Annotated in this window: 15 protein-coding genes and 1 pseudogene; 7 read left to right on the forward strand and 9 right to left on the reverse strand. The window is 63.5% G+C overall.

All coding sequences use genetic code 11. The annotated features are described in order from the left end of the window. Positions 1 to 52 precede the first annotated feature (52 nt). On the reverse strand, positions 53 to 505 hold the full coding sequence (locus tag ACQP2U_RS22960; protein WP_433709370.1) for a MaoC family dehydratase: 453 nt from the start codon (positions 503 to 505) through the stop codon (positions 53 to 55). Positions 506 to 624: 119 nt separating this feature from the next. Here ACQP2U_RS22960 and ACQP2U_RS22965 point away from each other — a divergent pair, with 119 nt between their 5' ends. The 4 genes from ACQP2U_RS22965 to ACQP2U_RS22980 all read left to right on the forward strand — a co-directional run bounded on the left by ACQP2U_RS22965 (position 625) and on the right by ACQP2U_RS22980 (position 4,513). Then, entirely contained in the window at positions 625 to 1,266 is a 642-nt protein-coding gene (locus ACQP2U_RS22965; protein WP_433709371.1) for a TetR/AcrR family transcriptional regulator, read from the forward strand. A 52-nt stretch (positions 1,267 to 1,318) separates the two neighbouring features. Next, complete coding sequence (locus ACQP2U_RS22970; protein WP_433709372.1) at positions 1,319 to 2,116, forward strand: SDR family NAD(P)-dependent oxidoreductase; 798 nt, start codon at positions 1,319 to 1,321, stop codon at positions 2,114 to 2,116. Between the two features lie 68 nt (positions 2,117 to 2,184). Beyond that, positions 2,185 to 3,336 carry an acetyl-CoA C-acetyltransferase gene (locus tag ACQP2U_RS22975; RefSeq protein WP_433709373.1) on the forward strand — a complete coding sequence of 384 codons (1,152 nt, stop codon included), beginning with the start codon at positions 2,185 to 2,187 and terminating at the stop codon, positions 3,334 to 3,336. Position 3,337: 1 nt separating this feature from the next. Further along, complete coding sequence (locus ACQP2U_RS22980; RefSeq protein ID WP_433709374.1) at positions 3,338 to 4,513, forward strand: acyl-CoA dehydrogenase family protein; 1,176 nt, start codon at positions 3,338 to 3,340, stop codon at positions 4,511 to 4,513. A 57-nt stretch (positions 4,514 to 4,570) separates the two neighbouring features. On the opposite strand, the gene ACQP2U_RS22985 is transcribed toward ACQP2U_RS22980, so the two are convergent. The 7 genes from ACQP2U_RS22985 to ACQP2U_RS23015 all read right to left on the reverse strand — a co-directional run bounded on the left by ACQP2U_RS22985 (position 4,571) and on the right by ACQP2U_RS23015 (position 11,497). Then, the gene (locus tag ACQP2U_RS22985; RefSeq protein ID WP_433709375.1) at positions 4,571 to 4,795 is read right to left on the reverse strand and encodes a hypothetical protein; all 225 of its coding nucleotides are present in this window, start codon (positions 4,793 to 4,795) and stop codon (positions 4,571 to 4,573) included. A gap of 614 nt (positions 4,796 to 5,409) precedes the next feature. Next, positions 5,410 to 6,972, reverse strand: a complete 1,563-nt coding sequence (locus tag ACQP2U_RS22990; protein WP_433709376.1) for an AMP-binding protein — start codon at positions 6,970 to 6,972, stop codon at positions 5,410 to 5,412. 30 nt (positions 6,973 to 7,002) lie between these two features. Further along, positions 7,003 to 7,926 (reverse strand): NAD(P)H-dependent flavin oxidoreductase, encoded by a 924-nt coding sequence (locus tag ACQP2U_RS22995; RefSeq protein WP_433709377.1) that lies wholly within the window; start codon positions 7,924 to 7,926, stop codon positions 7,003 to 7,005. Positions 7,927 to 7,987: 61 nt separating this feature from the next. Further along, the gene (locus tag ACQP2U_RS23000; protein WP_433709378.1) at positions 7,988 to 8,218 is read right to left on the reverse strand and encodes a hypothetical protein; all 231 of its coding nucleotides are present in this window, start codon (positions 8,216 to 8,218) and stop codon (positions 7,988 to 7,990) included. Between the two features lie 96 nt (positions 8,219 to 8,314). Then, positions 8,315 to 9,352, reverse strand: coding sequence for an LLM class F420-dependent oxidoreductase (locus ACQP2U_RS23005; protein WP_433709379.1), 1,038 nt, complete (start codon positions 9,350 to 9,352; stop codon positions 8,315 to 8,317). Between the two features lie 406 nt (positions 9,353 to 9,758). Continuing rightward, positions 9,759 to 10,526, reverse strand: a complete 768-nt coding sequence (locus tag ACQP2U_RS23010; protein WP_433709380.1) for an enoyl-CoA hydratase-related protein — start codon at positions 10,524 to 10,526, stop codon at positions 9,759 to 9,761. A 5-nt stretch (positions 10,527 to 10,531) separates the two neighbouring features. Beyond that, positions 10,532 to 11,497, reverse strand: coding sequence for an NADPH:quinone oxidoreductase family protein (locus ACQP2U_RS23015; RefSeq protein ID WP_433709381.1), 966 nt, complete (start codon positions 11,495 to 11,497; stop codon positions 10,532 to 10,534). Positions 11,498 to 11,598: 101 nt separating this feature from the next. On the opposite strand from ACQP2U_RS23015, the pseudogene ACQP2U_RS23020 reads away from it, so the two are divergent. From ACQP2U_RS23020 to ACQP2U_RS23030, 3 genes and pseudogenes are all read left to right on the forward strand, one after another. Then, positions 11,599 to 11,742 (forward strand): annotated as a pseudogene (locus tag ACQP2U_RS23020) (acyl-CoA dehydrogenase family protein); the annotation flags it as partial. 42 nt (positions 11,743 to 11,784) lie between these two features. Beyond that, a complete protein-coding gene (locus ACQP2U_RS23025; protein ID WP_433709382.1) occupies positions 11,785 to 12,456 on the forward strand; it encodes a nitroreductase in 672 nt (223 codons plus the stop codon). A 301-nt stretch (positions 12,457 to 12,757) separates the two neighbouring features. Beyond that, complete coding sequence (locus ACQP2U_RS23030; protein WP_433709383.1) at positions 12,758 to 13,690, forward strand: AMP-binding protein; 933 nt, start codon at positions 12,758 to 12,760, stop codon at positions 13,688 to 13,690. Positions 13,691 to 13,853: 163 nt separating this feature from the next. Here ACQP2U_RS23030 and ACQP2U_RS23035 read toward each other — a convergent pair whose 3' ends face one another. Next, a complete protein-coding gene (locus ACQP2U_RS23035; protein ID WP_433709384.1) occupies positions 13,854 to 14,855 on the reverse strand; it encodes a reverse transcriptase domain-containing protein in 1,002 nt (333 codons plus the stop codon). Positions 14,856 to 14,866 lie beyond the last annotated feature (11 nt).

A 14,866-nucleotide genomic window follows, 5' to 3' on the forward strand; every position in this document is an offset into this window, starting at 1 on the left:
AGCAGGGGGCCTGCGTGGTCACGCTCCGCTACCGCCTCCGGCCCCTGACCGCTCATGCCAGGAACCGTGCGATCGACTCGGCGACACAGGCCGGTTTGGCCGACCCCTCCACCTCGATGGTGGTGATCAGCTTCGCCTGGATGCCGCCGGGCACCTCGTCGACGGAATCGACACTCGTCGTGGCACGCACCCGCGAATCGACCGGCACTGGCGAGATGAAGCGCACCTTGTCGAAGCCGTAATTCACGGCCATGGACAGCTTTTCGATGCTGTAGAGCTGGTGATTCAGCGCCGGCAGCAGCGACAGTGTCAGCAGTCCGTGCGCGATGGCGCCCTTGAACGGCCCGTCCGCGGCGCGCTCTGGATCCACGTGGATCCATTGGTGATCACCGGTCGCGTCCGCGAAGGTGTCGATCCGCTTCTGATCGATCTCGAGCCACTCGGTGGTTCCCAGCGACGTACCCGCAGCGGCGGCGAACTCCTCAATGGTGGCGAAAACTCGCACGTCAGCACTCCTCACTAGACTTTGAATTTAATATAGATTTGAATGGCGGTCAGGTCAATCCTGCAGCACAGCCGGACCGCCCCCGGAACCGGGCGCAAGCGAAGATCGGAGGCACCGACATGGCAATGCCCGTCACCGACGAGGGCCCGGAATCGAAATCGGCCCGCACCCGCAAGCGCATCCTCGACGCGGCGGCATACACGCTCAGCCGTAAGGGCTATGCGGACACCCGATTGTCCGATGTCGCCGAACGAGCCGAACTGCAGGCGCCAGCCATCTACTACTACTTCCCCTCTCGCGACGATCTGGTCGAAGAGGTGATGTGGTCCGGCATCGCCGAAATGCGCGAGCACATCTCGGAGATTCTCGACACGATGCCGGAAGCGACTCCCCCGATCGAGCGGATCATGGTCGCCGTCGGAGCCCATCTGCGCCACGAACTCGAAATCTCCGACTACACGACCGCCGCCATCCGCAACGCCGGACAGGTCCCGGAGAAGATCCGCGCCCGGCAGATAGCCGAGGAAGCCGCCTACGGCCAAGTCTGGAAACAGCTATTCCAGGACGCCGCAGAGGCCGGAGACCTGTCCGATCATCTCGATCTGCGCGCCGCACGCATGCTGACGCTCGGCGCCTTGAACTGGGCCTCGGAGTGGTGGACTCCCTCCGCCGGTCCGCTCGACGTGGTAGTCCATACAGCGCAGACCATCATCCGCAGCGGGCTCAGCGGCGCAGCCGACCCCTCGACTGTAGATATTTAATTGAACATAAATTAGACTTTGTCATCGGTCCTGAACGAAGGAGTTAGACCGCATGGATCTGCAGCTGCGCAACGCCCGTGTTCTCGTCACCGGCGGTGGTTCCAATATCGGCCGCGGCATCGTGCACGGCTTCGCCCGTGAGGGCGCGCGCGTCGTGATCAGCGATATCGACGCCGAACAAGCAGAGAAAGTGCGAGCCGAAGCGCTCGAACTCGGCGCCGCGGCAGTCGAAGTCGCAGCCGGAGACCTCACCGCCGAGGGCATTGCGCAAGTCGCTGTAGATCGCGCTGCGCGGGACTGGAAAGGGCTCGACGTACTGGTCAACAACGCCGGGTGGAGCGTACCTGGGTTCATCGCCGAGGACACCGATCGTGCGAAATGGCAGCGCACCGTGGAGGTCAATCTCTACACCGCCATCGCGACCACCCAGGCCGCCATCGCGGTGATGCGGGAGGTCGGCCAAGGTTCGATCGTCTTCATCTCGAGCGATGCCGCGTTCGGGCAGATCCGGCAGGGCGTGTACGGGGCCACCAAAGCCGCGCTCATCGCGTTGGCGCGCACCACCGCCCGCGAACACGGCCGCCACGGTATCCGCTCGAATGTGGTCTGCCCGGGATTGGTCATCCCCGAAGGGCCCGACGCCGTTGGCAAGGAGAGTCTCTGGGCCGCCGGCGAGGACTCGGTGTTCAACGAGAAGCAGATCGAATTCCTGCGCAAGGAAATTCCGCTGCGGCGCCTCACCACGGCCGAGGACATCGCCAACGCTGTCGTATGGGTGTCGTCCGAGACCGCCGCCCGCCAGGTCACGGGTCAGGTGTTCTCGGTCAGCGGCGGCTACACCATGCCGTAACTCACACGTCCATGCGCAGCCCGTCCGGTCGCAGTTCAACTCTCTCACAACAGTATTCGGAGGAATACATGCCAGAGGCATACATCGTCGATGCCGTTCGCACCCCCGTCGGACGCCGTAAGGGCGGCTACGCCGATGCGCACCCCGCCGACATGGCCGCCCATGTCATCGGCACGCTCGTCGAGCGCGGCAGTTTCGATCCGGCCGCGATCGACGACGTCGTGCTCGGTTGCATCGACCAGATCGGTTCGCAGGCGGGCGATATCGCGCGCACCGCCGCCCTCGCCGCCGGTCTGCCGGAGACGGTGCCCGGCGTCACCATCGACCGGCAATGCGGATCATCCCAGCAGGCAGTACATTTCGCCGCCATGGGTGTCATGAGTGGCGCCCAGGATCTGGTGATCGCCGGTGGCGTACAGAAAATGACCCAGTACCCGATCCTGTCCGCCTTCACCGCCGGAGCGCAGGCCTGCGGCGGACCCGAGGACCCGTGGACCGGCTCCAAAGGCTGGGAGGCGCGGTACACCACCGAGATTTCGCAGTTCAAATCCGCTGAGATGATCGCGGAGAAGTGGGACATCTCCAGGGAGGAGATGGAGATCTTCGCGCTCGAGAGCCACGCTCGGGCTATCACGGCGCGCACCGAGGGCCGTTTCGACCGCGAGATCCTGGCGTTCGGTGACATCAAGCAGGACGAGGGCCCGCGCGACACCAGCCTGGAGAAGATGGCGGCGCTCGACACGCTGGTGCCCGGTGGGCGTCTCACCGCCGCAATCTCCAGTCAGGTCTCCGACGGCGCGTCGGCCATGCTCATCGCTTCCGAGGCCGCCGTGAAAGCCCATGGCCTGACGCCACGGGCTCGTATTCACCACATCTCGGTTCGCGGAGCGGACCCGGTAATGATGCTGCACGCACCCATCCCGGCCACCCAGTACGCATTGGAGAAGACCGGGATGAGCCTCGACGATATCGACCTTGTAGAGATCAACGAAGCCTTCGCCTCCGTCGTCATCGCCTGGGAACGGGATCTGAAGGCTGACCACACCAAGATCAACGTCAACGGTGGTGCCATCGCCCTGGGCCATCCCATTGGCGCCACCGGCACCCGCCTCATGACCACCCTGCTGCACGAACTCGAGCGCACCGGCGGCCGCTACGGCCTGCAAACCATGTGCGAGGGCGGAGGCCAGGCCAATGTCACCATCATCGAGCGGATCTGACATGGACACAACAGCATTCGACCTCTCCCCTGCCCAAGCAGATATCCAGGCCCGAGCCCGGGCCTTCGGCGAGAAGTGGGCACCGCTGGCCACGCAGATCGACCGCGAAGACAGCGCGCCCATCGCCGACATGGTCCGCGACACCGTCGACATGGGTCTGGCCGGAATCACCATCCCCACCGAATACGGCGGAAAGGGACTGTCTGCCATCGAATTCGCACTCGCGATCGAATCCGCCTGCCGTGCAATGAAATCCTGGATGGCGGGCGACATTCTGTTCGCCACCACCTGCACCGGACCGTCGGTGATCATGATGTCGGACAACAAGACCGCACACGCGAAGTACCTGCCGCGCATCGCAGCCGGCGAGCTGACCGCCTCGATCGCGTTGTCTGAGCCCGCACACGGTTCGGCGGTCACCGATATCGAGACCACCGCGGTGATCGAGGGCGACGAGATCCTCATCAACGGCAGCAAGCGCTTCATCACTGGTGCACCGGATTACGACCTCTACATCACGTTCGTCCGGTTGAACGAAACACCGGGGATGAAGGGCATCGGCGCCGTCGTCGTCGAAAAGGGCACGCCCGGATTCACTCTCGGCAACGGACCGGAGTACATGGGCTCGCGCGGCTCCAAGCACGGCGACCTGACATTCACGGATTGCCGCATTCCCAAGGAAAACCTGCTGATGGGCGAAGGTTCTTTCCCCACCCTCATGCAGGCGTTCAACATGGAGCGCCTCTACATCTCCGCGCTGTGCCTCGGCTTGGCCGAAGGCGCACTCGACGAAGCCGTGGCCTACTCCAACGAGCGAATTCAATTCGGTCGCCCGGTCAACGAATTCCAGGCGATCTACCATCTGATCGCCGAGATGTGGACCCAGATCGAGTCGGTCCGCTACCTCACCTACAAGGCCGCCATGACCGCCGAAAAGGGCAAGTTCCCAAGGCCTTTGGATGTCTCAGTCGCGAAGCTGCACGCCGCTGACGTAGGCCGCGACGTGTGCTGGAAGGCCATGCAGATCCTCGGCGGGAACGGCCTGGTCACCGGATTCCCACCGGAACGATGCTTCCGCGATGTCATCGTCTCCTCCATCGCCGGCGGAACCATGCAGGTTCTCAAGAACACCATCGCCGCACAGGTTCTGGGTAAGAAGCTCGATCAGCGCCGGTAGCCGACGGCACTCAAACCGCACCGTGATCGGAGTTCTCCGCCAGGTGTGGTCTGGTGCTTATTGGCGTACGAATGCTGTGAGGGATCGCGCGAGGAGTAGGTGATCGACGTGGTGTCCTTGCCCGTGCAGGACTTCGCGAGTGAGGTTGGGTATTGCGTCGGCGAGCAGGTCGCAGGCTTGGAGGATGTAGGAGGCGCTGGTGGTGCCGATCATCAGCTTGGTCGGCATTGATACGGCCGCGTATTGGTCGACGGTGGGATGCAGTCCCGACAACACCTGCATGGTCGGGACGAGAGTGGGTGCGTGGGCGACTTTGGATGGCCACAGTGGATCCTCGCGCAAGGTGGCGAGTTCGGCGAGCGCGACAGGCCGCCGCTGCCTGCGGTGGCAGTGAGGGTAATCCCCTGAGGCTAAGGCAGTTTCGAGTAGATTTAGCATGAGGTAGGTGACCGGTAGTGGCTCGTAGAGGGCGAGTTTGTGGATCCGCTCTGGTGCGGCGAATTCGGTTTCGAGGGCGAGGACTGCGCCGTAGGAATCGCCGAACAGTGCGCTGACCGGCCCGACGGTATCAAGGACGGCGAGGATGTCCTCGATCGCGTGGGCGATGGCGGGTGGGGATTGGCCCCATTGGCTGTTCCGTGTCCGCGAAGGTTCACCATGACGATCTCGAACTCGTCAGCCAGGTGCGCTGATAGCGGCAGCAGGCTCAGTGCGCTGCCCAGGCCGCCGTGCAGGCACACGACGACCGGTCCGGATCCGCGGGTTAGATAGCTGATCATGGTGCCGTCGGCGGACCGAACCCGGCCGCCCCGCAGGAGATGGTCGGTGCGAGCAGAAGTGGTGTCGGACATTCGATTACTCCGTTGGCGGTATGGAGGAGTGTTGGTGGTGGAAGGTCAGTGCACTTGCCGGGTTTGTCCGTCCCAATGGCGTTGGCGCAGAACCTTTTTGTCGACTTTTCCGGACGGGTTGAGTGGCAGCTCGGCGACGAACTCGACGGATTTCGGTGCCCACACGCTGCCCTTCCCCTCGCGCACCAGATGGATGAGGTCGTTTGCGGTGACGGGGTTTTCGGGGTCGGTGACGACGTAGGCTTTCACGGCTTCGCCCCATTTCGGGTCGGGTATGCCGATGACCGCGCATTGGCGGACTGCGGGGTGGGTGTCGAGGATGTCTTCGATCTGGCGGGGAAACACGTTGAACCCGCCGGTGATGATCATGTCTTTTTTGCGGTCGACGATGAACAGGAACCCTTCCTCGTCGAGGTAGCCGATGTCTCCGGTGCGCACCCACCCGTCGTGGATGGTGTCGGCGTCCAGAGAGCTGTCGAGGTAACCGATCATCTGACCGGCCTGTCGCACCCAGATCTCGCCGGCCTCGCCTGCGGCGACCACTTGTCCGCCGTCCTGTCGGATGCTGAGGTCGACGTGGTACATCGGTCGCCCCGCTGAAGCCAAACGTGCTCGCTGCTTGGGTGTTTCGACGAGGTGGTCTTGTTTGCGCAGGGTGCTGATGTAGCCGGGTTCGGTACCGGCATATGCCTGGGCGAAGACCGGGCCGAACACGCGCAGAGCGTGCTCGAGTTCGGACGGTGCCATCGGTGATCCGGCGTAGATGACCGTCCGCAGCGAGGACAGGTCGTAGTCGGTGAGGTCGTTGCGAGCCAGGAGACTGTAGATGATGGTGGGCACGACCGCGGTGGCGGTGACATTGTGGGTGTCGATCGCGGACAGCAGGGTGTCGACATCGAGGCCGGGCAGGATGAGGTTGGTGCCGCCGCGCATGAGGGTGGGCATGATGAACGTCTGGGTGAAGTGTGTGAGGGGTGCGCCGTGGGCGAATACTTCACCGGGGCGGGTGTCGCCGATCTCGAGACCGGCGGTGACGCAGTTGTGCAGCAAGGCGGCGTGGTTTTGCAGGGCGCCTTTCGGGACGCCGGTCGTGCCGGAGGTGAAACCGATGAAAGCCAGGTCGTTCTCACTGATCCGGATCGGTGGCGGTGTCGGGTCGGCGGCAGCGAACAGGGCGGTGTAGTCGAGGGCCTCGGTGTCGGGGGCGAGTGGGGATCCCAGTCGTATCACCGTCCGCAGGGTGGGGCTGTCGGTGCGGATGCCGGTCAGTGCGGTGTCGAAGTTGTGGTGGTGGATCAGGGTGGTGGTGGCGGCGGAGTTGAGGAAGTAGCGGAAGTCCGATGCTGAGGCGCGGGCGGGCATTTGGGTGACGACACCGCCTGCACCCAATACTCCGTAAAGGGTGGGGATGTATTCCAGGCAGTTGGGCATGAGGATGCCGACGCGGTCACCTGGTCGTAGCCCGGCTTCGATCAGCCCGGTGCTGACGCGGTTGGTGGCCGCGGCGAGTTCGGTGTAGGTCAGTGACCGGTCGCCGTGGATGATGGCTGTCCGGTCGCCGTGATCGGTGGTGACGCGGGCCATCAACCGTGGCAGTGTTCCCCACATGGTCGCTCCTTCGTTGGTTCGAGGCGGGGGTCAAACGAGCAGATCGGTTGCCGTGGCCTGTCGCGCGGCGTGGTATTCGCGAGCGAGCTGGGCGACGACAGCGGCGGTGGACTGTTCGCTGGTCACTCCGCTAACGCTGTGACCGGCGCTCCAGACGTTCTTGTAGGCGAACAGGCGGCGTTGCTGGTAGCCGCCAGCGGTGTCGGGTTCGATGTCGTGGGTGGCCAGCCACTCACGCAGGAAGTTGGCCGTTAGCCCGCTGGGTCCTGAGGTGGTGACGATGTCGTCGAGAGTCGCCGCGATCAGCGCCGCCTTGAACTGCGGCGTCGCGAGGCTTTCGGGGGTGGCGATGAATTTCGTGCCGAGGTATCCGAAGTCCGCTCCGAGTACCTTTGCCGCCCACAGTGATCGGCCATCGCAGATACCACCGGCCAGGGCGATCGGTCCGTCGAAGCGGTCGCGTACCGCCGGAAGAAACGCCACAGGGCTCGCGGTGCCGGTCTGCCCACCGGCACCTCCGCACAACAGCACCAGCCCGTCAGCACCCGCCCCGACAGCCCGGTCGACGTGGCGCAGGGTGGCGACGTCGACGAACACCAGGGCACCGGACTGGTGAAGGCGTTCGATTACGGGGACAGGTGAGCCGACGCTGGTGATGACGATCGGTACTCGATGCTCGGCCAAACACTCCAGATCCGTGGTGAGGCGGTCGTTGCTGGGGTGCACGATCAGGTTGACCGCGAACGGTGCGGCACCAGGATCCGCGGCCAGTGTGGTGGCGATCGTGGCCAACCAGGAGTCCAGATCATCGGTCGATGCGGCGTTGTGGGCGGGGAAGCTCCCGACCACACCAGCGCGGCAGGCGGCGATCACCAACTCTGGTCCAGACACGTCGGTCATCGGCGCGGCGATAACAGGCACGGTGAGAGTGCGCAGCAGTGGCGGGATCGTCATCGCGGTCGCCTCGGAACTCGAAATCGAGGTGAATGGTGTTGTGCGGCAGTAGTTGTGGCGGTCATGGCAGACGCGTGGCGAGGTAGATGGCGTCGGCTCCGACGCCCCGCAGCGACGCCGAGGACAAACTGCGTTGCCATTCCAGCCCGACGTACCCGAGTTCGTGATAGGTCGTGGAGCCCACGACGGTGGCGGGGGTGGGCGGTGTCGTCGAGGGCACCCAATTCTGCGAGGTAGCCGAGGTCGGGCCGGTAGCCGGTGCCGAGCTCGGCGAACGCGAATTCCGGGGCATCCGCGCCCCTCCGCGGGTCATCCGTCCCCATCTGAACGGCCTTGCCGCTGGGATCGGACAGTGGGTCGAGTTTCATTACAGATCTCACTCCAAGACTCAGATCAGCCCGCGTAGCTGTTCGATCAGCTTCACTCGTTCTAGCGCCATCGCGGCCATCGGCACCACGTTCAGCACCGTCACACCAGCCTCCCGGAACGCCGCCACCCGCTCCTTGACGAAACCCGCCGAACCGATCAGCGAGATATCACGCACCAGCGCGTCGGGAACGACCATGGCGGCCTCTTCCTTCTTGCCGGCCAGATACAGCTCCTGGATGCGATCGGCCTCGGCGCCGTAGCCGTACCGGGTGGCCAGCGTGTGGTAGAAGTTCTTGCCCATGGCGCCCATACCGCCGATATAGAGCGCCAGCTGCGGTTTGACCAACTGTCGCAGCGGCTCCACGTTGTCGCCGATCGCCAGTGCCGGTGAGGCGTAGACGTCGAGCTCGCCGAGTTCCGGATCACGTTTCGCGGTACCGGCGGCCAGCGCCTCACCCCACACGTCGCTGGCCTTTTCCGGCAGGAAGAAGACCGGCTGCCAGCCCTCGGCGAGTTCGGCGGCCAGTTGGACATTCTTCGGGCCGAGCGCGGCCAGCAGCACCGGGATGCGGTCACGCACCGGGTGGTTGATCAGCTTCAGTGGTTTGCCCAGTCCGGTACCGCGTTCGGCGGGCAGCGGGATGGTGTAGTACTTGCCCCGGTACTCGAGGCGTTCGCGCCGCCACACCTTGCGGCAGATCTCGACGACCTCGCGAGTGCGACCGATCGGCGCGTCGTAGGGCACGCCGTGGAATCCCTCGATCACCTGCGGGCCCGAGACACCCAAGCCGAGGACGTAGCGGCCGTCGGAAACGTAGTCCAAGCCCGCGGCCGTCATCGCGGTCAGCGTGGGCGTGCGGGTGTAGAGCTGCAGAATGCCCGAGGCCAGCTGCAGCCGCTCGGTTTTAGCCGCCAGATATCCCAGTCCGCTCACCGCGTCGTAGGAGTAGGCCTCGGGCACGAAGACGATGTCCAGGCCGGCCCGTTCCAGATCGGCGACCTCGGCCGCGACCTCCTTGAAGCCCCCCGCATAGTTGATGCTCAACCCGATACGCACCAAAGTTCACCTCTCCATCGAGACTATGGGACCCTGACCGGCGAATGCCGCCGCGACAGCCGGGCCCGTGAGCTGTAACCGGGACCTCGTGTCGGCCGCCGAGAAGGACACAGCCAGCAACCGGCCGGCGGCACGTGGGGGCATAGGACTAATCAGGTTAGAATCTACTCTATATTATATTAATATCTTGATTTTGAGCTGTGTCTCTGAAGGGCAGTTCCCTGATTGACGCCTAGCGCGCAGGTAGGCTGCACAGCCTACTGCGCGAGATGTGCAACCCCTTGCCCCACAGCGACACCGAATTTTCTGGGCCGCCGTCCATTACGTACGACCCTGAGACTGATCGGACCGATCCGCGAGCCGACTGGCACGACAGGATTGGTGTGAGCGACGCCGACAAATAAATTCAGCGGCCGCTCCAAAGCGGTTGGCGCCGCTCGAGAAAGGCCGCCACGCCTTCGCGATGATCCGCCGACGCCAAGACTGTCGTCTTTGCCTCCTCGGTACTCTCCCAACCCAGCTGGTCGCCCGCGCCCAACCACCGGCCGATCGCGACCAAGCTGGCCTGCACCGCAACCGGAGCGTTCGCGCAGATCCGCTGTCCCAGTTCAATCGCGGCCGACGTTGCACCACCGGCCTCGGTAACGACATTCACCAAACCTGCGGCATAAGCCCGGTTGCCATCAATCGACTCTCCTGTCAGGACGAGCTCGCGGGCAAGGTTGACCGGGAGGCTTCGAGGTCCGCGGAAAAGCCCGGCACAGGTGGGCACTAGTCCACGAGAAACTTCAGGTAGACCAAACCGGGCGGTACGCGATGCAACCACCAGGTCACATGCCAGGACAAGTTCGAACCCGCCGCCGAGCGCCGGTCCTTCCACAGCGGCGATCAACGGCTTACGTCGTTGGCGACGAATCAGCCCGTACTCCCCACCACGCTTGGTCCAATAGTCACCCTCGGATGTCAGGTCGCTGCCCGCCGAGAACACCGTGTCGGAACCAGTGAGGACACCGGCGCGCAAGTCGTCGTCATCATCCAGGAGATTGAACGCGTAGTCCAAGTCGTCGGCCAGCGCGCGGTCGATCGCGTTGCGCTTGTGTTCTCGACGCATGCGAATAACCAGCAAGGATTCCCGCCGCTCGATGTCGACGAGATCACGCTTCTCGTATGTCATTGTCCTCACCGAGTCTTCAGGACGATTTTCCCGACCGCCAACCGAGACTCCATATCAGCCATCGCTTTACCCGCGTCGGCCAGATTGACCACGGTTGGCGGGGGGACCACGAGCTTTCCATCGGACAGCATCTGGTACAGCTCTTTCCACTGCTTTCGTGGATAGCCGGGATCGTGGGCAAGCAGCTCTGCCAGTCCCGCGCCAAGCACGGCGCCGTTCCGAAGGAGCAAGCGATTGACCTTCACAACGGGAATTTCACCGCCTACAAAACCTAGGACCACTAGCCTTCCTTCGGGCGCCAGACTCCTGACCGAGTCCGTAAACCGGTCGCCACCGACTGGATCGAGCACGATATCGACACCCCGCCCTCCCGTATGGTCCCGGACTGCGTCGAGCCAGCCATTCAAGTCCACCACCGTGTCGGCCCCGGCCGCACGCGCGGCATCAGCCTTCTGCGGCCCACTCACCACCGCGATGCTCTGCAACCCCAACGCGCGGCAAAGTCCGAGAGCCGCTGTACCGATTCCCCCACCTGCCCCGTGAACCAGCACTGTCTCACCTTCGACTGCCTTTGCGCGCCTCCTGAGCGCGAAGTGACCAGTGAGATAGTTCGTCAAGACACCCGCGGCCGCGACAGGTGTGATTGTTTCTGGAAGGCTGAAGACCTGCCGGGGGTGGACAGCGACAACCTGTTGCCACGCACCCTCAGTAGCGAGGACGGCAACCGGCTGCCCTGGTCGCAGCCCGCTATCCGCCGGCGCCGAGCGCACGATGCCCGCGGCCTCCACACCAGGAACATAGGGGACTTCGTTCTTCATCTGGTACTCCCCCTTCGAGCGCAGCAGATCCGGATAGCTGACCCCCGCAGCCTCCACATCCACCACGACCCTCCCACCCCCGGCGGGTTCGTCGACGTCCACCAGACGCAGACCATCTGGACCGACGAGTTCTACTAGCTGCTGTGCGAGCACGTCATCCCTTCCTGAAATGCGCATCTCCCGATGCAATTCGCTCGCGCAGCCTAATCTATATTAGATTTGATTGTCGAGCAGCGGTCGCCGACCTCGACCATCAAAGCCTGCAGCTACATGGCGGATACGGATACATCAACGAATATCGGGTCGCGCGCGCCTACACCGATGTGCGTGTCCAGACGATCTTCGGTGGCACCACCCAGATCATGAAGGACCTCATCGGCCGCGATAAGGGGCTGTGATCGGTGGACGATCAGGCAATCAACAAACGACAGGAGCAATGTATGAGCACCGATGTGGTGCTGGAGCAACTGCTGACCGACCGTTACAGCTGCCGGGGATTCCTCCCTGACCTGATACCGGAAGATGTCATAACAAGGTTGTTCACCCTGGCCCAGCGGAGTGCATCCTGGTGTAACTCGCAAGCCTGGCAGGTGAACCTCACGAGCGGGGAAGACACGGCTCAGTTCGCCAAGGAGCTGACCGCGTGGGCCTCAGCCCACCCGCCGGCCCCCGACATCGCAGGGCCGGATCGATACGAGGGCGTTTACGCCGAGCGGCGCCGCAGCGCGGGGTTCGGGCTCTACGAGGCGGTCGGTATCGCGCGTGACGATCAGGAAGGCCGGTTGCGGCAGGCCATGGACAACTTCCGATTCTTCGGCGCGCCCCACGTCGCTGTGATCAGCACGCCGAAAGCGCTCGGCACCTATGGGACAGTAGATTGCGGCGCGTACGTGTCCACCCTCCTGACTGTCGCACAGAGCCTCGGTCTGGCCACTATCGCGCAGGCGGCCATCGCGATGCACTCTTCCTTTGTGCACAAGCATCTCCAGATCCCGGCCGATCGCGACATAGTGTGCGCCGTGTCCTTTGGTTATGCCGACAATGACCACCCTGCCAACGGTTTCCGTACCGACCGAGCCGACATCGCCACGGTTGTAGAAGGACTGAGCTGATCTCGAGAACGCGGACTCGCCGACGGGCCGGAAGAAGGCCCGCGGTGGTTGATCTGTGTGGACCGAAAGCCTTTTCTGCCAACGGCTTCCCTACAAGACTTGACGTTCACGATGTTGCGCACATCAGGTCGCGCATCGTACGATCTCATTTGACGAAAACCATTGCGCACCATAGCTTTCGGTCATGTTTTTAATCTACTTTTTATTATTTACGTAAGAGCCGGCAGCGTTGGCAGACGCGACAGCCCGTCGTGACCGCGCAAAGGCTCCCTGCGGTGGCCGTCAGAAAGGAACACAACTGATGTATCCAGGAATTCACGCCGCGGCCGACCCCGATCGACCAGCGATCATCATCGGCGAGACTGGTAGCGTCGTCACCTACGCAGAGCTCGACCGGCGATCGGCAGGGCTGTCCGTCGCGCTCGGCGATATGGGGCTCACCAGCGGTGACGTCGTCGCGGTGCTGGTCGACAACATCGCCGAGTACTTCGACATCTATTGGGCGGTCATGCAGTCCGGGATGTACATCACCCCCATCAACCGGTACCTGTCGGCCGAGGAAGTGGCCTACATAGTCAACGACTGTGACGCGAAGGTGCTGTTCTGCTCGGCTGTGCTGGGCGAGGTAGGCAAGGCCATTGTGGACATGACACCCGCGGTCGAGTTCCGGTATGGCATCCGGGGCCCAATCGAGGGCTATCGCGACTACGACGCGCTCATCGAGAGTTACCTCGGGCGTCGTCCGTCGACACTGCCACGTGGTGCGGAGATGATGTATTCGTCGGGTACCACAGGTCGGCCCAAGGGAATTCGCAGTGCTTCGATGACAATCCAAGTGACCGAGCCGGGTGAGCCGCTGACGGCCATCCTCGACCAGAGATTCCACATCGGTGCGAAGGACGTCTACTTGCAGCCTGCTCCCATCTATCATGGTGCATCGGTGAAATGGGCCGCCGCGATCCATTCGTTGGGCGGCACAGTGCTGATGATGTACAAGTTCGACGCAGAACTGGCATTGGAACTGATCGACCGCTATCCCGTGACGATCGCTCAGTTCGTACCCACGATGTTCGTCCGCATGCTGCAACTCCCCGAGGAGAATCGCGCCAAATACGACGTCTCATCGATGAAGATCGCCATGCATTCCGCTGCACCGTGCCCGCCGGAGGTCAAGGAAAAGATGATCGAATGGTGGGGATCAGTGGTTGGGTCGGGAACTGGCGCGGTGTCGTGAGCGGTTGTAGGTGTGGAAGCCACTGTGACCGAACGGTTTTCCCGCTTGATCGTTCTTCTGCCCCACCATGACCGGCCATTCGATCCGTTTCCAGCTCCCGCCCGTCAAACCGTGCATGCGGTTCTCCCGCACACGGCTTACCGACGTTCTTCACCGGCGGCATTCAACCCTTCCAGGTCCGAAAGGGCCTGGGCGGCACGACGATTCCATCGAGGCTGATCAGCCCGAGGTGGTCCGGCGACGCCAGCACCTGGGCCATGCCCCATCCCCATGCGTGTCGCCGGTTGCCCCGCTTGGACAACAGCAACGCCAGACGCGAGAGGGCATAGTTTCTGATCTGACCGAACAGCAGAGCCGAGTTCCCATAACGGAAGTATCCGGCCCATCCCCGCAGGAACAGGTTCAGCTCTCCCACGATGTGTTCGGTCGGCAGCAGCATCCGGTGCCGGGCCGTGATCGACCGGATCCGGTCCCGAGCATGCTGCACCGCCTTGCGTGAGGGCCAACGAGCAAGGAACACCAGATGCGCCGACCGGGGAGTCCACCCGCGCACCAGCCGATTGTGGAAGCCCAGGAAGTCCACTCCCTTGCCGCCCTCGACCAGATGCACGATCCGGGTCTTGGACTCCTTGACCTCGAGCCCGAGCTCACCCAGCAGAACTACCAGCCGCGCAAGCGCGGCCTCGGCCTGCCGACGCGATCGGCACATCACCACCAGGTCATCGCAGTATCGGACCAGCACTCCGTGCGCATTCGTGTCCCATGCCCGGTCGAGCCGGTGCAGATACACGTTGCACAACAACGGCGAAAGCGGTCCGCCTTGCGCGGCTCCGGTCACCTCACGGCGCACCGAACCGCCGGCCATCACTCCCGCGCGCAACACCGCGCGCAGCAGCTTCAGCATGCCCTGGTCACTGACGCGTTCCTCGACCGCTGCCATCAGCTTCTCGTGCCCAATCGCCGAGAACCAGTTGGCGATATCAGTTTCCACCACCCATCGGTTGCCTCGCCAGGACTCGTCGACGAGCACCTGCAGCGCATCGTGTGTCGACCGCTTCGGGCGGAACCCGAAACTGCACGGCAGGAACTGCGCCTCGAAGATCGGCTCGAGCACGATCTTCACCGCAGCCTGCACCACACGATCACCAACCACAGGAATCGACAACGGCCGCTTCT

This window comes from Nocardia sp. CA-084685, assembly GCF_050955785.1.
Lineage (GTDB): Bacteria > Actinomycetota > Actinomycetes > Mycobacteriales > Mycobacteriaceae > Nocardia.